The 19,371-nt window shown below is 60.0% G+C and carries 24 protein-coding genes; 4 read left to right on the top strand and 20 right to left on the bottom strand.

Annotated elements, in window-relative coordinates; translation table 11 throughout:
• Positions 1–27: 27 nt before the first annotated feature.
• A complete protein-coding gene (locus JFU11_RS01720) occupies positions 28–1,026 on the top strand; it encodes a sulfate ABC transporter substrate-binding protein (protein WP_201059527.1) in 999 nt (332 codons plus the stop codon).
• An 86-nt stretch (positions 1,027–1,112) separates the two neighbouring features.
• Here JFU11_RS01720 and JFU11_RS01725 read toward each other — a convergent pair whose 3' ends face one another.
• On the bottom strand, positions 1,113–1,742 hold the full coding sequence (locus JFU11_RS01725; RefSeq protein ID WP_201059530.1) for a hypothetical protein: 630 nt from the start codon (positions 1,740–1,742) through the stop codon (positions 1,113–1,115).
• Positions 1,743–1,978: 236 nt separating this feature from the next.
• Between JFU11_RS01725 and JFU11_RS01730 the strand changes: the two genes are divergently transcribed.
• Positions 1,979–3,184 carry an MFS transporter gene (locus tag JFU11_RS01730; protein WP_201059532.1) on the top strand — a complete coding sequence of 402 codons (1,206 nt, stop codon included), beginning with the start codon at positions 1,979–1,981 and terminating at the stop codon, positions 3,182–3,184.
• A 113-nt stretch (positions 3,185–3,297) separates the two neighbouring features.
• Here the strand turns inward: JFU11_RS01730 and JFU11_RS01735 are convergent, their stop codons facing one another.
• From JFU11_RS01735 to ccmA, 12 genes are all read right to left on the bottom strand, one after another.
• On the bottom strand, positions 3,298–3,702 hold the full coding sequence (locus tag JFU11_RS01735; RefSeq protein WP_201059534.1) for a type II toxin-antitoxin system HicB family antitoxin: 405 nt from the start codon (positions 3,700–3,702) through the stop codon (positions 3,298–3,300).
• Positions 3,702–3,914: a type II toxin-antitoxin system HicA family toxin gene (locus tag JFU11_RS01740; protein ID WP_201087335.1), complete on the bottom strand. Its 213-nt coding sequence runs from the start codon at positions 3,912–3,914 to the stop codon at positions 3,702–3,704. The genes JFU11_RS01735 and JFU11_RS01740 overlap by 1 nt, the downstream gene beginning before the upstream one ends.
• Positions 3,915–4,144: 230 nt before the next feature.
• Positions 4,145–4,549 (bottom strand): hypothetical protein, encoded by a 405-nt coding sequence (locus JFU11_RS01745; protein ID WP_123720719.1) that lies wholly within the window; start codon positions 4,547–4,549, stop codon positions 4,145–4,147.
• Positions 4,550–4,563: 14 nt separating this feature from the next.
• Positions 4,564–5,766 (bottom strand): c-type cytochrome biogenesis protein CcmI, encoded by a 1,203-nt coding sequence (gene ccmI / locus JFU11_RS01750; protein ID WP_201059536.1) that lies wholly within the window; start codon positions 5,764–5,766, stop codon positions 4,564–4,566.
• Complete coding sequence (locus tag JFU11_RS01755; RefSeq protein WP_123720717.1) at positions 5,759–6,232, bottom strand: cytochrome c-type biogenesis protein; 474 nt, start codon at positions 6,230–6,232, stop codon at positions 5,759–5,761. The genes ccmI and JFU11_RS01755 overlap by 8 nt, the downstream gene beginning before the upstream one ends.
• Positions 6,229–6,765 (bottom strand): DsbE family thiol:disulfide interchange protein, encoded by a 537-nt coding sequence (locus tag JFU11_RS01760; protein WP_052966781.1) that lies wholly within the window; start codon positions 6,763–6,765, stop codon positions 6,229–6,231. Before JFU11_RS01760 ends, JFU11_RS01755 begins: the two co-directional genes overlap by 4 nt.
• The gene (locus JFU11_RS01765) at positions 6,762–8,765 is read right to left on the bottom strand and encodes a heme lyase CcmF/NrfE family subunit (protein WP_123720716.1); all 2,004 of its coding nucleotides are present in this window, start codon (positions 8,763–8,765) and stop codon (positions 6,762–6,764) included. Before JFU11_RS01765 ends, JFU11_RS01760 begins: the two co-directional genes overlap by 4 nt.
• Positions 8,766–8,768: 3 nt before the next feature.
• Positions 8,769–9,224 carry a cytochrome c maturation protein CcmE gene (gene ccmE / locus JFU11_RS01770; protein ID WP_038979631.1) on the bottom strand — a complete coding sequence of 152 codons (456 nt, stop codon included), beginning with the start codon at positions 9,222–9,224 and terminating at the stop codon, positions 8,769–8,771.
• A complete protein-coding gene (ccmD, locus tag JFU11_RS01775) occupies positions 9,221–9,397 on the bottom strand; it encodes a heme exporter protein CcmD (RefSeq protein ID WP_123360189.1) in 177 nt (58 codons plus the stop codon). The genes ccmE and ccmD overlap by 4 nt, the downstream gene beginning before the upstream one ends.
• Positions 9,394–10,149 carry a heme ABC transporter permease gene (locus JFU11_RS01780; protein ID WP_123720715.1) on the bottom strand — a complete coding sequence of 252 codons (756 nt, stop codon included), beginning with the start codon at positions 10,147–10,149 and terminating at the stop codon, positions 9,394–9,396. Before JFU11_RS01780 ends, ccmD begins: the two co-directional genes overlap by 4 nt.
• Before the next feature lie 80 nt (positions 10,150–10,229).
• Positions 10,230–10,898, bottom strand: coding sequence for a heme exporter protein CcmB (ccmB, locus tag JFU11_RS01785; RefSeq protein ID WP_105339828.1), 669 nt, complete (start codon positions 10,896–10,898; stop codon positions 10,230–10,232).
• Complete coding sequence (gene ccmA, locus JFU11_RS01790; protein ID WP_123720713.1) at positions 10,895–11,530, bottom strand: cytochrome c biogenesis heme-transporting ATPase CcmA; 636 nt, start codon at positions 11,528–11,530, stop codon at positions 10,895–10,897. The genes ccmB and ccmA overlap by 4 nt, the downstream gene beginning before the upstream one ends.
• Positions 11,531–11,728: 198 nt before the next feature.
• Here ccmA and JFU11_RS01795 point away from each other — a divergent pair, with 198 nt between their 5' ends.
• Positions 11,729–13,303: a flagellar hook-length control protein FliK gene (locus JFU11_RS01795; protein WP_201121216.1), complete on the top strand. Its 1,575-nt coding sequence runs from the start codon at positions 11,729–11,731 to the stop codon at positions 13,301–13,303.
• Positions 13,300–13,629, top strand: a complete 330-nt coding sequence (locus tag JFU11_RS01800; protein WP_201059539.1) for an EscU/YscU/HrcU family type III secretion system export apparatus switch protein — start codon at positions 13,300–13,302, stop codon at positions 13,627–13,629. Before JFU11_RS01795 ends, JFU11_RS01800 begins: the two co-directional genes overlap by 4 nt.
• Before the next feature lie 132 nt (positions 13,630–13,761).
• Here JFU11_RS01800 and JFU11_RS01805 read toward each other — a convergent pair whose 3' ends face one another.
• The 7 genes from JFU11_RS01805 to JFU11_RS01835 all read right to left on the bottom strand — a co-directional run bounded on the left by JFU11_RS01805 (position 13,762) and on the right by JFU11_RS01835 (position 19,331).
• Entirely contained in the window at positions 13,762–14,154 is a 393-nt protein-coding gene (locus tag JFU11_RS01805; protein WP_201059541.1) for a DUF2802 domain-containing protein, read from the bottom strand.
• Complete coding sequence (locus tag JFU11_RS01810) at positions 14,155–14,640, bottom strand: chemotaxis protein CheW (RefSeq protein ID WP_007980742.1); 486 nt, start codon at positions 14,638–14,640, stop codon at positions 14,155–14,157.
• Between the two features lie 83 nt (positions 14,641–14,723).
• Positions 14,724–15,599 (bottom strand): CheW domain-containing protein, encoded by an 876-nt coding sequence (locus JFU11_RS01815; protein WP_123720710.1) that lies wholly within the window; start codon positions 15,597–15,599, stop codon positions 14,724–14,726.
• Between the two features lie 117 nt (positions 15,600–15,716).
• Positions 15,717–16,505: a ParA family protein gene (locus JFU11_RS01820; protein WP_030130563.1), complete on the bottom strand. Its 789-nt coding sequence runs from the start codon at positions 16,503–16,505 to the stop codon at positions 15,717–15,719.
• 43 nt (positions 16,506–16,548) lie between these two features.
• On the bottom strand, positions 16,549–17,442 hold the full coding sequence (gene motD / locus JFU11_RS01825) for a flagellar motor protein MotD (RefSeq protein ID WP_201059543.1): 894 nt from the start codon (positions 17,440–17,442) through the stop codon (positions 16,549–16,551).
• A 12-nt stretch (positions 17,443–17,454) separates the two neighbouring features.
• Entirely contained in the window at positions 17,455–18,195 is a 741-nt protein-coding gene (locus JFU11_RS01830; RefSeq protein ID WP_095051775.1) for a flagellar motor protein, read from the bottom strand.
• Entirely contained in the window at positions 18,195–19,331 is a 1,137-nt protein-coding gene (locus JFU11_RS01835; protein WP_201059545.1) for a chemotaxis response regulator protein-glutamate methylesterase, read from the bottom strand. Before JFU11_RS01835 ends, JFU11_RS01830 begins: the two co-directional genes overlap by 1 nt.
• Positions 19,332–19,371: the final 40 nt, after the last annotated feature.

Genomic DNA, 19,371 nt, shown 5'->3' on the forward strand with positions numbered 1-19,371 from the left:
CATGTTTGATAAAACAAGGAATGCGCAGTGAAAAAACTCTTTGGCGCCTCACTTCTGGCCGTTGGCCTGGCCTTGGGCAGCATGGCTCAGGCTGCACCGACCCTGCTTAACGTTTCCTACGACGTGATGCGAGATTTCTACAAGGACTACAACGCTGCCTTCCAGAAACACTGGCAAGCCGAGCACAACGAAAACATCACGCTGCAGATGTCCTTCGGCGGTTCCAGCAAACAGGCGCGCTCAGTGATCGATGGCCTGCCAGCTGATGTCATCACCATGAACATGGCCACTGACATCAACGCCCTGGCGGACAACGGCAAACTGGTCCCGGACAACTGGGTCACGCGCCTGCCAAACAACAGCGCGCCGTTCACGTCGGCCACCGTGTTTATCGTGCGCAAAGGCAACCCGAAAGCCCTGAAAGACTGGCCGGACCTGCTCAAGGACGGCGTGCAAGTGATCGTCCCCAATCCGAAAACCTCGGGCAACGGCCGCTACACCTACCTTTCGGCATGGGGTTATGTGCTGAAAAACGGCGGTGACGAGAACAAGGCCAAAACCTTCGTCGGCAAACTGTTCAAACAAGCGCCAGTGTTGGATACCGGCGGCCGTGCAGCGACCACCACGTTCATGACCAACCAGATCGGCGACGTGCTGGTGACCTTCGAAAACGAAGCGGAAATGATTGCGCGTGAATTTGGTCGTGATCAGTTTGAAGTGATTTACCCGAGTGTTTCCGCTGAAGCCGAACCGCCGGTGTCTGTAGTCGACAAAGTGGTCGAGAAAAAAGGCACTCGCGCTGCCGCTGAGGAATATTTGAAGTACCTGTGGTCGCCGGAAGGTCAGGAGATTGCGGCGGCCAACTACCTGCGTCCGCGTGATCCGGCGGTATTGGCCAAGTACACCGATCGCTTCCCGAAAGTGGATTTCCTTTCGGTGGAGAAAACCTTTGGTGACTGGCGCACGGTGCAGAAGACCCACTTCAATGATGGCGGGGTTTTTGATCAGATTTACAGCGGTCAGTAATTCCTGAGCCATCGAAAAGGCGACCTGCAATGGTCGCCTTTTTTGTGGGTGCATGCTTGTGTGGCGAGGGGTATTGCGTCATGCCGTTACATTGGCGGGGTTATGCCGTCCTTGCCCGCTGCAATCGATTGGGCGGTGAGTGTCCCGTCGGCGCTTTGGGTGACGAACGTCACGATCTTCACGCCCACCTTCAGCAAGCTCCGATCCCCCGGCACCAGATTCACGATCGGCACATCCTCCGGCACCAGAATTTTCTGCTGGCCGCCCTTGTAGTTGACGGTCAGAACCCGGCCGTTGCTGACCACCAGATCGCCCACGCTGCCGTTGGTCATGCTGCTGCCCTTGACCAGATCAAAGGGCCTATGGCCGTCGCCGCTGCCGGCCAGTTCCGGTGGGAACACGTGGACTTCCAGGGCCTTGAGAGAACCATCTTCCTGCGGCACGGCAGCCGAGCCGATGTAGCTGCCGGGTTTGATGTCTTCGATATTGGCCACGGTAACGGCGCGGACTTTGGTGTCCTTGGTCAGGTTGATCACCACGTCTTCGCCGCTGTTGACGTGGACTTTCAGAATGTCGGCGCTGATACCGGTAATCTCGCCGCGTACACCGATGCGCATACCCGGCGCGTCCTGGGCCTGAGCCAAGGTTGTCGCGAACACAGTGATCAAGGTGACTGCTGAAGCGCCTCGGATCAGATGACGGAACATCGCATTCATGAAAGTGCCTTCCGGTTTATGAAGCGTTAAGAGAGAACATAAGCACGCTATCGAACAAGATGTTAGTGAATGTATCATCGGACGCGACGATCGCGACCGACGATTCAAAGGTCCAAATGAACGGCCTCTCTCAATCATTCTTCAGAGGCATGATGACTATCACCCTATTCCCTCTTCCGCCGCTCTAGCCAGCCGATTAGCCTCCCCGCATTCCTTTTTGTTCAACGAGATCCGTTATGAACCCAACGACTCAGGTGCCCCTCGGTGCCGCGACAATGACCCGAGGCATGGTGCTGCTCTTCGCCTTCTGCTGCGGCGCCATCGTGGCCAACATCTACTACGCCCAGCCGATCATCGGCCTGATCGCGCCGGACATCGGCCTGACCGACACCATGGCCAGCCTGATCGTTTCGCTGACGCAGATTGGTTATGCGCTGGGTCTGTTCTTCCTGGTGCCGTTGGGTGATCTGCTGGAAAACCGCCGCTTGATGATCATCACCACCGTGGTGGCGATTGCCAGTCTGCTGGGCGCCGCGTTCACCGATCAGCCGAATGTGTTTCTGCTGATCTCGTTGCTGGTGGGGTTCAGCTCGGTGTCGGTACAGATCCTGATTCCACTGGCCGCCCACCTGGCGCCGGAAGAATCACGCGGCCGCGTGGTCGGCGGCATCATGGGTGGTTTACTGCTGGGGATTCTGCTGGCTCGACCGGTGTCCAGCGTAATAGCCGACCACTTCGGCTGGCGTGCGATGTTCATCATCGCTGCGGTATTGATGGCGGCCATCAGCATCGTGCTGGCCCTGACCATTCCCAAGCGCCAGCCTGATCACAGCGCTTCTTATGGCCAGTTGTTGGGTTCGCTCTGGACGCTCTTGCGTCAGCAGCCGGTGTTGCGTCAACGGGCGTTTTATCAAGCCTGCATGTTCGCCACCTTCAGTCTGTTCTGGACTGCAGTACCGCTGGAACTGTCGCGTAATCATGGCTTGTCGCAAACCCAGATCGCGGTCTTCGCCCTGGTCGGCGCCATCGGCGCGATTGCCGCACCCATCGCCGGTCGACTGGCGGATGCCGGCCATACCCGCATCGCCTCGCTGCTGGCCTTGCTATTCGCCAGCCTGAGCTTTCTGCCCGCCTTCATCCACCCGGCCTACAGCGTTATCGGCCTGGCGGTGACGGGGGTGGTGCTGGATTTCTGCGTGCAAATGAACATGGTCCTCGGCCAACGAGCGGTCTACGCCCTCGACGCTAAAAGCCGCGGCCGTCTGAATGCGCTGTACATGACCAGCATCTTCATCGGCGGTGCGTTTGGTTCTTCGGTGGCCAGCGCGGTGTATGAGCATGGCGGCTGGTTGTGGATCGTGATTGTGGGTAGTGCGTTTCCGTTGTTGGCGTTGTTGCGGTTTTTGAGCGTTTCGCAGAGGCGTTCGTTGGCAACGGCTTAGGACGCTAAAAGCTTCGCGGGCAAGTCGGATCGCCGCACCGCTCGCTCCTACAGGGGTAATGCAAGACATGTAGGTGTGAGGTTTGCCCGCGAAGGCGATTTGAGTGATACCACTCAAGGCCGAACCAGTTTCTCCATCGCCGCATCCGCGAGAAAGGAGGAGCGGCTTTTGACATTGTGCTCTCGCACATAGCGGTCAATGCGCTGGATCACGTAGCCTGGCAGCGTCACGTTGACCTTCTCGGTCTTGCCCAGATACGGCGAGATGTCGAGTTCCAGCATCCCCCAACCCATGTCAGCAAATTCCGGATTCTCGCGGTGCACAGCCGCTGAGGTCGGCATCGGAATTGACTCCCCGCCTGCCATGATCTCCTGCAGCATGATGTGGGCAATTTCGACCGCCGCGTTGTAAGCATCTTCAAACGTATCCCCGGCCGTTACGGCACCTGGGATATCGGGGATCTGAATACCGATGGCGGTGTTCTCGTCGCCCCACTCGATACAGATTGGGTATTGCATTATGGATCTCCTGCCAAACTGGCTCCCGGGCAATAAAGCCCGACTCGCCTCCTGATGCTTTTAACCGTCCCGACCGGCAAATCCTTCTTCGGATGAGGGACGGGTATCGTGTAAGGGTTGTAACGGTGAGTGAAGATGTGATGACTGCCGGTGACCCGTTCCAGTGTCCAGCCCGCCTCTATCAGTTCCTTGATCAATAACCTGCTCTGCACCACCAGCCTCCTTGCTCCGGCCCAACAAAAAATAACCCTAGAGTTACTTTTACTCAAGCACAAAAGTCCGGATCACGACGCTCGGTTGTTTTACAGGGTGTGATTTTGATCGGACCTACGTCGAGGATGCTCACTCTCTTGTGTTTTGTACCCAGCTCCCTGAGCTACACAATCAAGATCTTTTCAAACCCCAAAAAGCAAAACGGCGATCCTTAGATCGCCGTTCCCTTTCACTGCCCGAATTGTCTGCCCAACCCACCCGGCACGCCATTGATGTTCGTCTCTTCCCACGGCCCGTTCGGGCTGATCGAACGGCTCCAGCCGTTGTTCCAGCGGTAGTAGGTGCGCTGGCGGTAGAAGGTGTTGGTCTGATCATCGAGAACGTAAACACCGAGTTTCGCGTCCCAATGGCTATTGCCACCCGGTGGCGGGGCAAAGCTGGCGGAGGTGCGTGGAATCGGCTTGGACGGTTTGACTGGGGTACTCGGTTTGCTCGGTACCGTCGGCGGAGGCGGTTTGGTGCTTGGCCCCGAAGGCGGGATTGGCGGCAGCCGTGTGGGCTCGGGCTGCTGGACCGCACAGGCGCTTAACCCCAAAACCATACTGAGGAGAGTGATACGAGCGATGGCGGTCATGGTGGCGCTTCCTGTTATTTATCCGGGCTGTCGATGATCAGTTTTTGTTGCGCGGTGGTGGTGGTGGCCAAGGGTTGGCTGCGACCGATCCATTCGCCGGCAGTCGGTTGGCCGGCGCGGGAGATGCGCGCAACCAGTTGGACTTCAGGGAAGTTCGACAGTTTCAACTGCGGCATCATGGCGTCGGCATCACCCAGTTCCACAGTCGCCGGCAAGTCGGCAACGGTCAGACGCTTGGCGGCCAGCGGCGCGGGTGGGCCGGAGATGGCGCGGGCGAAGATGAACACGCTGTCACCCGGCTGGACCTTGGCTTTCAGCTCTGGCGCCAGATCGACTTGCACTTTGAGCAGTGCTGCAGCTTTGGCCGCAGGCGCTTGGGCAACCTTGCCACCACTGGCTTCGAGTTTCTCGGCGGCGCGAGTAATGCCACCTTGCAGCGCGACGCGGGATTTATCATCCGGCGGCAGTTGCGTCAGCAGGCGATTCCAATAGTCGATGGCGTCCTGGTAACGCTCACTTTCAAAGGCCGCGATGCCTAGCAGACCGAGGCTGGTGACTTCTTTCGGATCAGCTTTCAGCGCTTCGTCGGTCAGTGCCTGAACCTTGTCCGACCACTTCTTGCCATCAGCGAAATATTGCGCCTGGGCCCATTGCCCGAGCAGTTCCGGCTGACGACCAGCCAGGGTCACGGTGCGTTCGAAGATCTTCGCTGCATCAGCCGGACGGTCCTGAGCCATGTAGGTGCGGCCGAGGAAGTACAGGCCTTCGGCCGAATCCGGTTGGGCGGCAACCGCACGTTCCAGTCGACGGGTCATCTCTTCCATCGACTGCGGCGCCTGAGCGAATTCGCGGGTCAGCTCGACTTTGTCGCTGGCGCCGAAATGCAGGTACAGCCCAAGACCCAGCACCGGCACCAGAATCGCCGCCAGCAATGGCAACGGTTTGCCCAGACGCGACACGCGCGGCGCCTCGACGCCTTCGGTGTCGGCGAGCAGTTCACGGGCAGCTTCGGCGCGGCCGGTGTCCATTTGTTCGGCGTTGAGCACGCCCTCTTCCTGCTGAGTCTGCAACTCAGCCACGCGCTCCTGATAAAGCGCGACGTTCAGTGCCGTGCGGTCCTCTTCAAGCTGAGCGCGACGACCACGCAGAACAGGGATCAGCAGAAAACTCAGGGCAACCAGGAGCAGCAGGCCTGCAGCGAGCCAGAAATCAATCATTCTTGGTTTTATCCAACAGGTGGTCGAGGCGCTCGCGCTCCTCGGCAGAAAGCGTGTCCGGGCTGTCGGTGCGTTGCACGCGACGACGGCGGACGATCACGGCGATGATCACAAAACCGCCCAGCAACAGGCCGGCGGGGCCGAACCAGAGCAGTGCGGTTTTGGCGTTGAGGGCAGGTTTGTAGCGGACGAAATCACCGTAGCGGTCGACCATGAAATCGATGATTTGCTGGTTGTCCTTGCCCTCGCCGAGCATGCGAAAAATCTCTTTGCGCAGGTCGGCGGCGATCGGTGCGTTGGAATCGGCGATGTCCTGATTCTGGCACTTGGGGCAACGCAGTTCCTTGGTCAGCTCACGAAAACGCTCACGGTCGCCTTCTTTGGCGAACTCATAGGTGTCGATGGCCGCGTGGGCCACACCGGCCATGCTCAAACCCAGCACGGCGGCGGCGATCCAGCGCCTCATGGCTTGGCCTCGTCGACCAGCGCCTGATATTTGGCCGCCAGTTTTTCGCGCCAGACTTGCTCGTCGATCACGCCGACGAATTTGTCGCGGATGATGCCCTTGGCGTCGATGAAGAAGGTTTCCGGTGCGCCGTACACGCCAAGGTTCAGGCCCAGGGTGCCGGCATCGTCACGGATGTCCAGTTGATACGGGTTGTGGAACTCGGCCAGCCACTTCAAGGCATCGGTGTTGACGTCCTTGTAGTTGACGCCGTAGATCACCACGCCCTGCCCGGCCAGTTTGTTCAGCACCGGGTGCTCGACCCGGCAGGAAATGCACCAGGTGCCCCAGACGTTGACCAATGCCGGTTTACCCAGAAGGTCCGCTTTGGTCAGGGTTTTGTCACCCTGCACCGAAGGCAACGAAAACTCCGGGAACGGTTTGTTGATCATCGCCGAAGGCAGCTCGGCCGGGTCCAGGTACAGACCCCGATACAGAAAAACAGCAACCACCAGAAAAATCGCCAGTGGTAACAGCATCAACCAACGTCTCATGCAGTGGCTCCCGTCATGCCGAGCGCTTCACGCACGCGGCTTTTCACCTTGACCCGATAACGGCGATCCAGCGCCGCCAGCAACCCGCCGAGACCGGTGAGCAACCCACCGAACCAGATCCAGCGCACGAACGGTTTGACGTGCACGCGGACCGCCCAGGCACCCTCGCCCAGCGGCTCGCCCAGAGCGACGTAAAGGTCACGGGTGAAACCGGCGTCGATCCCGGCTTCGGTCATCACCGAGTTCTGCACGGTGTACAGGCGTTTTTCCGGGTGCAGCACGCTGATTTCCTTGCCATCGCGGATCACCCGGATGGTGCCCTTGTCGGACGTGAAGTTCGGCCCTTCGAAGTGCTTGGCGCCTTCGAACACAAACTGATAACCGGCCAGGCTCATGGACTCACCCGGCGCCAGGCGCAGATCACGCTCGGCACTGTTCTGGCTCGACAACACGACACCCAGCGCGCACACGGCAATGCCCAAATGTGCGACTTGCATGCCCCAATAGCTGCGAGTCAGAGTCGGCAGACCTTTGATCAGGCCCTTGTGACGGGTCTTGTCGAAGATATCCCGCACACCGGCCAGCAACACCCAGGCAGCCAGCATGAATGTCGCCAGTACTGCCCAATTGAAATCGCCATAAGCGACGCCCGCCACGACGGCCAGCGCAGCGCTGCCGAGCAACACCGGGGTCAACATGCTCATCAGCCATTTGACCGGGGTGTCTTTCCAGCGCACCAGCATGCCGACCGCCATCACCACCATCAGCAACGCCATCAATGGAATGAACAGCGCGTTGAAGTATGGCGGGCCGACCGACAGTTTGGCGCCGGTCATCGCATCGAGGATCAATGGATACAAGGTACCGAGCAGGATCATCGAAGCGGCCACCACCAGCACCAGGTTATTGCCCAGCAGCAGGGTTTCCCGGGACCAGAGGTTGAAACCGACATGGCTCTTGACCACCGGAGCGCGCAGAGCGAACAGCGTCAGCGAACCACCGACCACAAACAGCAGGAAGATCAGGATAAACACGCCGCGCTCAGGGTCGGACGCAAAGGCGTGAACCGAGGTCAGCACGCCGGAACGTACCAGGAAAGTCCCGAGCAAGCTCAATGAGAACGCGGCGATGGCCAGCAACACCGTCCAGCTCTTGAACACGCCACGTTTTTCCGTGACCGCCAACGAGTGAATCAGCGCCGTGCCCACCAGCCAAGGCATGAAGGACGCGTTTTCCACCGGGTCCCAGAACCACCAGCCGCCCCAGCCGAGTTCGTAGTAGGCCCACCAGGAGCCCAACGTAATACCGATACCGAGGAAAGCCCAGGCCACGATTGTCCACGGACGCGACCAGCGCGCCCACGCCGCATCGAGGCGGCCGCCCAGCAGCGCAGCAATGGCGAAGGCGAAGGCCACGGAGAAACCGACATAGCCCATGTACAGCATCGGCGGGTGAACGATCAGGCCGATGTCTTGCAGCAGTGGATTAAGGTCGCGACCATCCGTCGGCATCTGCGGCAGGATGCGGGCGAACGGGTTGGACGTCAGGATCAGGAACAGCAGGAAACCGGTGCTGATCATGCCCATCACTGCCAGCACCCGGGCCAGCATCACTTGCGGTAATTGCCGGGAGAACACCGACACCGCGAAGGTCCAGCCGCCGAGGATCAGTGCCCACAGCAGCAACGAACCTTCGTGAGCGCCCCAGACGGCGCTGAATTTGTAGTACCACGGCAAGGCGCTGTTGGAGTTGCTGGCCACGTAAGCAACGGAGAAGTCGTCCGCCATGAACGCGTAAGTCAGGCAACCGAAAGCGAACAGCAGAAACGCGAACTGCCCCCAGGCGGCCGGCTGGGCCAGGCTCATCCACAAGCGGTCGCCGCGCCATGCACCGAGCAATGGCACCACGGCTTGAACCAGCGCGAAACACAGCGCCAGTATCATGGCCAAGTGGCCCAATTCAGGGATGAACAGCCCTGAACTATAAAGTGAGGAAGTCATCAGTTAGCCCTCTTTCGCGGGAGTAGGGGCCGACTGACCGCTGTCTTTCAGCGCCTTGGTCACTTCCGGCGGCATGTACTTTTCATCGTGCTTGGCCAGCACTTCGTCGGCCACCACAACGCCGTCAGCGTTGAGCTTGCCGAGGGCAACGATGCCCTGCCCTTCACGGAACAGGTCCGGCAGGATGCCGCGATAACTGATGGTCACGGATTTGTTGAAGTCGGTGACGATGAATTTCACGTCCAGGGAATCGCCGGAACGCTGCAGCGAACCTTTCTCAACCATGCCACCCGCGCGGATACGTGTGTCTTGCGGCGCTTCGCCGTTGGCGATCTGGGTCGGGGTGTAGAACAGATTGATGTTCTGTTTCAAGGCGCTCAAGGCCAGGCCAACGGCAGCGCCGACACCAACCAGGATCGCGAAAATGATGATAAGACGCTTTTTACGCAGGGGATTCACTTGCCGTTCTCCCGGCGCAGACGACGCGCCTCTTGTTGCAGATACCGCTTGCGGGCCAGGATCGGCACCGCCACGTTGAGGGCCAGCACCGCCAGGCTAATGCCATAGGCTGACCAGACATACAGGCCGTGATGGCCCATGGCGAGAAAGTCGCCGAATGAAGCGAAACTCATCGAGCGACCTCCAGACTGTTCTGCACTTCGGTTTTCACCCAGCTCGCCCGGGCTTCGCGCTTGAGCACTTCAAGGCGCATGCGCAGCAACAGCACCGCGCCGAAGAAACAGTAGAAACCCAGCGCCGTCAGCAGCAGTGGCAGCCACATCTCGGCGGGCATTGCCGGTTTTTCGGTGAGGGTGAAGGTCGCGCCCTGGTGCAGGGTGTTCCACCACTCCACCGAATATTTGATGATCGGGATGTTGATCACGCCGACGATTGCCAGTACCGCACAGGCCTTGGCGGCGCTGTCACGATTGCTGATGGCGTTGCCCAGCGCAATAAGACCGAAGTACAGAAACAGCAGAATAAGCATGGACGTAAGTCGCGCATCCCAGACCCACCACGAACCCCAGGTCGGTTTGCCCCAGATCGCGCCGGTGACCAGCGCCACGGCGGTCATCCAGGCACCGATCGGTGCGGCGCATTGCAGGGCGACGTCGGCCAGCTTCATCTTCCAGACCAGCCCGACGATGCCGCACACGGCCAGCATCACGTAGATGGACTGCGCCAGCATGGCGGCCGGGACGTGAATATAGATGATCCGAAAGCTGTTGCCTTGCTGGTAGTCCGGCGGCGCGAAGGCCAACCCCCAAACCACACCGATGCTGATCAGTAGCAACGCCGCGACGCTCAGCCACGGCAGCAGTTTGCCACTGATACCGTAAAACCATTTGGGTGAGCCGAGCTTATGAAACCAGGTCCAGTTCATTGCTGTTTCCATCACGGTTGCTGCTCGTCATCACGAAGCAGCCAAAGGGTCTTTACTGGTTAAAAAATAACCAGACCTCATTATTCGCCGACGCTGATCTTCAGGCCAGCAGCTATTGCAAAAGGTGTCAGGGTTATCGCCAGGGCGGTCAGGCTACCAAGCCACAAGAGATAACCGGTCGCCGGCATGCCCTGCAATGCCGCCTGCAAGGCGCCACTGCCGAGAATCAACACCGGGATGTACAGCGGCAGAATCAGCAACGCCAGCAACAGGCCGCCGCGCTTCAATCCTACCGTCAACGCCGCGCCCACCGCACCGAGCAGGCTCAGCACCGGTGTACCCAGCAATAAAGAAAGCAGCAACACCGGCAGACAGGCGGCAGGCAAACCAAGCATCAACGCCAGCAAGGGTGCGAGCAAAACCAGCGCCAGGCCGGAAAAGGCCCAGTGTGCCAGTACCTTGGCCAGCACCAGAAGAGGCAGGGGGTGCGACGAAAGGACCCACTGCTCAAGCGACCCGTCTTCGAAATCACTGCGGAAAAGCCCGTCCAGCGAGAGCAAAACCGATAAAAGTGCTGCCACCCAGACCAGCCCCGGGGACAAGGTTTGCAACAATTGAGTCTCGGGGCCGACCGCCAATGGGAACAAAGAGACGACGATGGCGAAGAACACCAACGGATTCGCCAATTCGGCAGGACGGCGGAACAGCAAACGTGCCTCGCGGGCGACCAACAGGCCGAAAACACTCATACGGCCCAGTTCCCCAAATCAATGTCGCGATAGCCGGCCGGCATCCGGGTCAGGGTGTGGTGAGTGGTCAGGACCACCATGCCACCCCGCTCGCAGTGCGCAGCCAGGTGTTCTTCGAGTTGCGCCACGCCTTGTTTGTCGAGCGCGGTGAACGGCTCATCGAGGATCCACAGCGGCGGGCTGTCCAGATACAAACGCGCCAACGCGACGCGGCGCTGTTGCCCGGCGGAGAGCGTGTGGCAGGGAACATCCTCGAAACCGCGCAGCCCCACCGCCGTCAGCGCCTGCCAGATCGCCTCATGGGAGGCCGGTTGATGCAAGGCGCAGAGCCAGCTGAGGTTTTCCTCGGGGGTCAGCAAATCCTTGATGCCGGCGGCATGGCCGATCCAGAGCAGATTGCGCGCCAGTTCAAGACGCTGATCGTTCAGCGGCTGGCCATTGAGCAACACTTGACCGGCGGTCGGCTGCATCAAACCAGACAGCAGACGTAAAAGACTGGTCTTGCCACTGCCGTTGGGCCCGCTGATTTGCAACATTTCGCCACTGGCCAGTCTCAATTCGAGATTTTCGAAGAGCAGCCGAAGGTCTCGCTCACAGGCGAGGGCAACGGTTTGCAGGACAGGACTGGTCAAGAGATCACGGGCCTTTTGCGGTTCAAGTCGGCAGTGGAGCGGCCGCTAAAGAGATGCAGGATAGATGCATTGGCGGCCCGTTTTAGAGAGCTGCGTCAATCAATTGCAATGTTTTTAGCGCCCCGGTTGCATCGGGACGGCATTATACATGCCATGCCCGACTCTAAAGAGCGCAATTTCCACAGGTTGTGACCGCATATGACAGGCGAAATGAACATCCTTCCGCTGCCGCAGACCACGCCCGCGACTTCGCGGCCGCTGGTGGTGAGTGGTGAGCTACTCAAGCTGCTGACGCCGATGGAGGGCCTGATCTCCGTTGGGCAAACCGCCAAGGCTGAAGTGCTCTCGCTCAAGCAGACGGATCAGACTTTTCAACTGTTGCTCAAGGTCACCCTCGACAGCGGTCGCCAGACCACGGTCCAGGCCACCAGCACTCAGCCGTTGCCCCAGGGCACCAGCCTGGCGATCACCCAGCCATCGGCGGGCAATCTGGCGATCACGGTGCAACAGGCCATCGCCTCCAGCGTCGCGACCCTCACCCGCATCGACACGGCGCAACTGCCGGTCGGGACGTTGCTGCAAGGAAAAGTACTGACCTCTCAGGTGATGCCGCAGGCGCCGGACCAGCCGACGGTGTTTCGCTCGATGGTGAGCCTGCTCAACACCGCGCTGAGCGGTAGCACGCTGAGCATCGACAGCCCGACGCCACTGCGCATCGGCACTTTGCTCAGCGCCTTGGTGCAGGACACCCAGACCCTGAAATTCGTCCCGTTGAGCAGCCGTCAGGAACAGTTGGCGGTGACGCAGCAGTTGGTCAGCCAGCAAAGCCGCCAGGGCTCTCTGGATGGCTTGATCAAAGTCCTGCAAAACCTGCCGCCGTCGGATCAGACCTCCAGCGACCTGCGCGCCACCGTGGACAAATTGCTCGCAGGCCTGCCAGATGTTCAGCAACTGAGCACGCCCAAAGGCCTGGCTCAGGCGCTGGCCAACAGCGGCCTGTTCCTTGAAGCGAAACTGCTGACCGGACAAAACCCGACGCTGACGCCAGACATGAAGGGCGACCTGCTCAAGTTGATCGCACAACTGACGCCGGGCCTGCCGGCCAACACCAATCTCAACGCGATTATTGCCGCCAACACCTTGGCCCAGGCGCTGCCGAGTTTCGTGCGTAGCGCCTTGGGCATGCTGGGGCAAGTCAGCGCCAAACCATTGCCGACCAGTTTCCCGCTCCCCGAGCGTCTGCTGCAAAGTCAGGACGGTGAAGGCGATCTGGAACACTTGCTGCGCCTGGCAGCGGCGGCTGTCTCGCGTCTGCAAAGCCATCAACTGTCGAGCCTGGAACAGACCGGCCTCACCGACGACGGTCGCCTGCTCAGCACCTGGCAGCTGGAAATCCCCATGCGCAACCTGCAAGACATCGTGCCGTTGCAGGTCAAATTCCAGCGCGAAGAAGCGCCCGAGAAAGAACAACCGCACGAACGCCGCGACGAACGCGAACCCAAGCAACAGTTGTGGCGCGTCGAACTGGCGTTCGACATGGAACCGTTAGGGCCGTTGCAGATTCAGGCACAGCTGATCAAAGGCAGTCTCTCCAGTCAGTTGTGGGCCGAGCGGCCGTACACCGCGAGCCTGATCGAAAGCAATCTGGCCGGGCTGCGCGAACGCCTGCTGGCGTCAGGCCTGAACGTCGGCGATCTGGATTGCCACCTCGGCACACCGCCACAAGGCCCTCAAACCCGCCTCGAACAACGCTGGGTCGACGAAACCGCATGAACAAATCCACCGCGCCGCGCCAGGCCATCGCCCTCAAATACGACGGCAGCCACGCCCCTACCCTCACGGCAAAAGGTGATGAGGAATTGGCCGAAGCCATTCTGCAGATTGCCCGTGATTATGAAGTGCCGATCTACGAAAACGCCGAGCTGGTGAAACTGTTGGCGCGGATGGAATTGGGGGAGAGTATTCCCGAGGAGTTGTATCGCACGATTGCAGAGATCATTGCGTTTGCGTGGAATTTGAAGGGTAAGTTTCCGGCCGGGCATGATCCGGAAGCGGTGATGGTGGAGAAAGATGTCACCGAGCGCGGGGATGATTGCTGAGGATTCGAGGACGCCTTCGCGGGCAAGCCCGCTCCCACAGGGATAGGTGGTGAACACAAAACGTGTTAACGCAGCCAATCCAATGTGGGAGCGGGCTTGCCCGCGATAGCGATCTAAACCACACCGCAAAAATCAGTTCTTGTGAAGCTTACTCATCAACTCCGCCTCAGCCTGGGTCAACCCGCAAGACTGAGTCAGTTCATCGACGCTGGCCCCCATCCCCACCAGGCGTGCTGCCTGAGCGAATGAAAGACTCGACGGATCACGCTGTTCCAACTGAGCCAGTTTGTCTGGCAACGGCCCGACGACGGCGCGCAATTCGTGCAGGTCGTCACCCATGCGCACGTTGCCGTTCTGGTAGTCGTCGACGCGCTTGGCCAGGTCCTTGATGCGCTGATCGCGCAGCGCATCGCCCTCGGCCTGTTGCGCGGCGATCTGCCGCTGAGCGCGGATGTACGCCAGGAACATCGCCAGCGTGCCTGCCCAGAAGAGGAACAGGACAATGACAGCTACCTCAAGAATCAATCAGATACTCTCCAGTTCCGACCATTCTTCTTCGCTCATCATCTTGTCCAGCTCGACCAGGATCAGCAGTTCGTTGTTCTTGTTGCACACGCCTTGAATGAACTTGGCGGACTCTTCGTTACCGACGTTTGGCGCGGTCTCGATTTCCGACTGACGCAGGTAAACCACTTCAGCCACGCTGTCGACCATGATTCCGACCACTTGCTTGTCGGCTTCGATGATGACGATGCGGGTGTTGTCGCTGATCTCGGCATTCATCAGGCCGAAGCGCTGACGGGTGTCGATCACAGTAACCACGTTACCGCGCAGGTTGATGATGCCCAGCACGTAGCTCGGAGCACCCGGGACCGGGGCGATTTCGGTGTAGCGCAGGACTTCCTGAACGCGCATCACGTTGATGCCGTAGGTTTCGTTGTCCAGCTTGAAGGTTACCCATTGCAGGATCGGATCTTCGGAACCCTTTGCAGCTGTCGCCTTATCATTCATACCCTGACCCCTCAAAAAACCGCCCTGGCGGTGTGTGTTCTGTGCGACGTCACTAAATGCCGTCGCTTGTCTGTTATGCAGCTTTATGTCGGTTTGTGGGTCGGCTTGCCGCCGCCCATGTGCTTTGCCCCACCGCTGGCGATCAGCTCGGCCAGTGCGGAAACGTCGAGCAAGGCACACATGTGTTCAATCACCGTGCCCGCCAGCCATGGCCGTTGACCCCGGTGGCTGCGCCATCTGATTTCGTTCGGGTCCAGGCGCAATGAGCGGCTGACCTGATGCACCGCCAGCCCCCACTCGTAGCCCTGAACCGAAATAACGTATTGCAGGCCTTGGCGGAAATCATCGCGATAACGATCCGGCATGACCCAGCGCGCGGTATCCAGTACTTTCAGGTTTCCGGCCTGACTTGGCAGGATCCCGAGGAACCATTCCGGCTGACCGAACAACGGTGTCAGCTCGTGACCGGCCAGCGAATAAATCGAGCCCAGGCACACCAGCGGCACCGCCAGGGTCAACCCGGCGACGTCGAACAACAAGCACTCGAACGGCTCGGCAGCCCATGCTGGACGACCGTCGGTTTCCACCGGTGGCGGCGTGTTGCTTGGCGGCAGATGAACTTCAACCAACGGCGGCACCAATGCTTGCAGCAGTGGTGCAATCGTCGACACGGGCACCAGAATCGGTGCCGGCGCGTCGATCACGGCCACCGGTGCTTTCACCACTGGCGCAACGATGGGTGCAGCGGCCACTGCCGGTTTCTGCGCATCGCGGGCCTGTTCTTCAAGCACGGCAGCCTGGAACTCATCCAGCGCTGCTTCAACCTCGACAATCTCGACAACCTCGGGCAGCGCTTCGACTTCTGGCGACAGCTCTTCGGTCGCGTCCTGCAGCAAGGCGTCCAGATAGGACTGAAGGGCCAGTTGCGGGCGCGAGGTGATCTTCACCGGGCGAGTCATGCGCGCACCATCGTAGGAGCTGCCGAAGGCTGCGATCTTTTGGCGGATTCGAAGATGTCACAAAGAAAGATCAAAAGATCGCAGCCTGCGGCAGCTCCTACAGGGATTGAGTTCATCTCACGCCACCTGCGGAACAAGTTGCGCCGCCAGCAGATGCTTGAGCAGTGCACGGTAAGCGAGAACACCACGGCTCTTGCCGTCGAATTGCGAAGGCGTCAGCCCTGCCCGGCTCGCGTCACGCAAGCGGGTGTCGATCGGGATGTAGCCTTGCCAGATTTCTTCCGGGTACTTGTCGCGTAGCACGCGAAGGGTGCCGAGGGACGCCTGGGTACGACGGTCGAAAAGGGTCGGCACGATGCTGAACGGCAGCGCCTGTTTGCGCGAGCGGTTGATCATCGCCAGAGTGTTGACCATGCGTTCCAGGCCTTTGACCGCCAAGTGTTCGGTCTGCACCGGAATCACCAACTGCTGGCTGGCCGCCAAGGCATTGACCATCAGCACGCCGAGCAATGGCGGGCTGTCGATCACCGCGTAATCGAAGTCCTGCCACAACTGCGCCAGGCTCTTGGCGATCACCAGGCCCAAACCACTCTGGCCCGGCGACTGGCGCTCAAGGGTTGCCAGCGCGGTGCTCGATGGCAACAGGGAAATGCGTTCGTCACTGGTGGGCATCAGCAACTGACCGGGCAAACCTTGCGGCACGCTGCCCTTATGTAAAAACAGGTCGTAGCTGCTGTGTTCCAGGCTGTCGGGGTCGTAACCGAAGTAGCTGGTCATGGAGCCGTGGGGGTCGAGATCGACCACAACCACGCGCTTGCCCGCCTCAGCCAGCAAACCGGCTAAAGCGATGGAGGAAGTGGTTTTACCGACACCACCCTTTTGATTGGCGACTGCCCAGACTCTCATTCGGATTGTTCCTCCCGGTCGAAAAGGTCGACCGAGAAATAGCTCAACGTATTAATGCGGGTGACGGAGAATTGACGGAGCTCTCTCGTCCCGGCGACTTGACCGGGGTAGGTGCAGTTTGTGTGCCAGCCCGCTTCAACGCGGCATCCGGTTGTGCATGAGCCGTTCCGGTACCGGTGAGGCTGCGGCGTACATCGAGATTTCGTGAAACCACCAACACTACCCGACGGTTACGCGCCCGGCCTTCGGCGGTGGCGTTGTTGGCCACTGGCTGGAACTCGCCGTAACCCACCGACGCCAGACGCCCCGGGTTCACACCCTGCATCGCCAGCATGCGCACGATGCTTGCCGAACGGGCCGAGGACAGCTCCCAGTTGGTCGGGTATTGCGCGGTGCGAATCGGCTGATCGTCGGTAAAGCCTTCGACGTGGATCGGGTTGTCGAACGGCCTGAGGATCGCCGCAACCTTGTCGATGATGTTGAACGCGATGTCGCTGGGCATGGCATCGCCGCTGCCGAACAACAGGCTGGAATTGAGTTCGATCTCGACCCACAACTCATTGCCGCGCACGGTCATCTGATTGGAGCTGATCAAATCGCCGAACGCCGCGCTGATGTCATCGGCAATGCTTTTGAGCGGATCGTTGGCAGCCTGGGCGATGCCGGCGTCGATCTGTTCGCTGTCCTTGACCAGCGGCTTGGCCGGGGTCACGGTCTTCGGTCGCTCTTCACCGATAGGAATCGGTTTGAGGGCGCGATCGGAGTCGGTAAACACCCCGATCAACGCCTCGGAAATGATCTTGTACTTGCCTTCGTTGATCGAAGAAATCGAGTACATCACCACGAAGAAAGCGAACAGCAACGTAATGAAGTCGGCGTAGGAAACGAGCCAGCGTTCGTGGTTTACGTGTTCTTCAGGTTGCCGACGACGAGCCATGAGGTTATTCCCTTAATCCATGAAGCCCTGAAGCTTCAACTCAATAGAGCGAGGGTTTTCACCTTCGGCGATCGACAGAATCCCTTCCAGCAACATCTCGCGATAACGCGACTGCCGCAACGCGATGGACTTGAGCTTGGCAGCAATCGGCAGCAACATCAGGTTGGCACTGGCCACGCCATAGATGGTGGCGACAAAGGCGACGGCAATGCCGCTGCCCAGTTGCGACGGATCGGCCAGGTTGCCCATGACGTGGATCAGGCCCATCACCGCACCGATGATGCCGATGGTCGGCGCGTAGCCACCCATGCTTTCAAAGACTTTGGCGGCTTCGATGTCGCGGCTTTCCTGGGTGTAGAAATCCACTTCCAGAATGCTGCGAATCGCTTCCGGTTCGGCGCCATCCACCAGCAGTTGCAGACCTTTTCGCGAGTAGCTGTCGGGTTCGGCATCGGCCACCCCTTCCAGACCGAGCAAACCTTCCTTGCGGGCGGTCAGGCTCCAGTTCACTACGCGATCGATGCCGCCGGCCAGGTCCACGCGCGGTGGAAACAGGATCCAGGCGAGAATCTGCATGGCGCGCTTGAAGGCGCTCATCGGCGATTGCAGCAGCGCTGCGCCGATGGTCCCACCGAGTACGATCAACGCTGCCGGGCCGTTGGCCAGCGCGCCGAGGTGACCGCCCTCAAGGTAGTTGCCGCCAATGATGGCGACGAACGCCATGATGATCCCGATAAGGCTTAAAACATCCATCAGATACACGCCTCGACCAGGTGACGGCCGATATCGTCCAGGCTGTACACCGCGTCCGCGAGTTCGGCTTTGACGATGGCCATTGGCATGCCGTAGATCACGCAGCTGGCTTCATCCTGAGCCCAGATCGCACTGCCACCCTGCTTGAGCAGACGCGCGCCTTCGCGACCGTCGGCGCCCATGCCGGTCAGTACCACCGCCAGAACTTTGTCGCCGTAGGATTTGGCCGCGGAACCGAAGGTGATGTCCACGCACGGTTTGTAGTTCAGACGCTCGTCGCCCGGCAGGATTTTCACCGCGCCACGGCCGTCGATCATCATTTGCTTGCCACCAGGAGCCAACAGCGCCAGGCCCGGACGCAGGATGTCACCATCCTCGGCCTCCTTGACGCTGATGCGGCACAGCTTGTCCAGACGCTCGGCGAAAGCCTTGGTGAAGGCTGCCGGCATGTGCTGGATCAACACGATCGGTGCCGGGAAGTTGGCCGGCAACTGCGTCAGCACCCGTTGCAGGGCAACCGGGCCGCCGGTGGAGGTGCCGATGGCGACCAGTTTGTAGGCTTTGCGTTTCGGCGCTGGCGACGATGGAGTCGCTGCATGGGTGCGAGCCGGAGCCGGAATCGGTGCCGGTGCCGGACGCGCAGGCGCGCTGCTGCCGTAGATGTTGACGCTCGAAGGCACAGGCGTCGGGGCTGGCGCAGCCACCGGGGCCGGGGCGCTGTAAGTGCTGGCGCGACGATTACTGCGCGAGATGCTGAGAATCTTCTCGCACAGCAGTTGCTTGACCTTCTCCGGGTTACGGGAGATGTCTTCGAAATTCTTCGGCAGGAAGTCCACCGCGCCGGCGTCCAGCGCATCGAGGGTGACCCGCGCGCCTTCGTGAGTCAGCGAGGAGAACATCAACACCGGGGTCGGGCAGCGCTGCATGATGTGCCGCACTGCGGTGATGCCATCCATCATCGGCATCTCGTAGTCCATGGTGATCACGTCTGGCTTGAGGGCCAGTGCCTGATCGATCGCCTCTTTGCCGTTGGTCGCCGTACCGACGACCTGGATATTCGAATCCGCTGAAAGAATTTCCGAGACGCGGCGGCGGAAAAACCCCGAATCGTCCACCACCAGGACTTTGACTGCCATAAACACTCCGTTAGACGGGGCGAGGCTCAGTCGCCCCGCT

Origin of the sequence: Pseudomonas sp. TH37 (assembly GCF_016650735.1) — a bacterium.
GTDB classification, from domain to species: Bacteria; Pseudomonadota; Gammaproteobacteria; order Pseudomonadales; family Pseudomonadaceae; genus Aquipseudomonas; species Aquipseudomonas farris.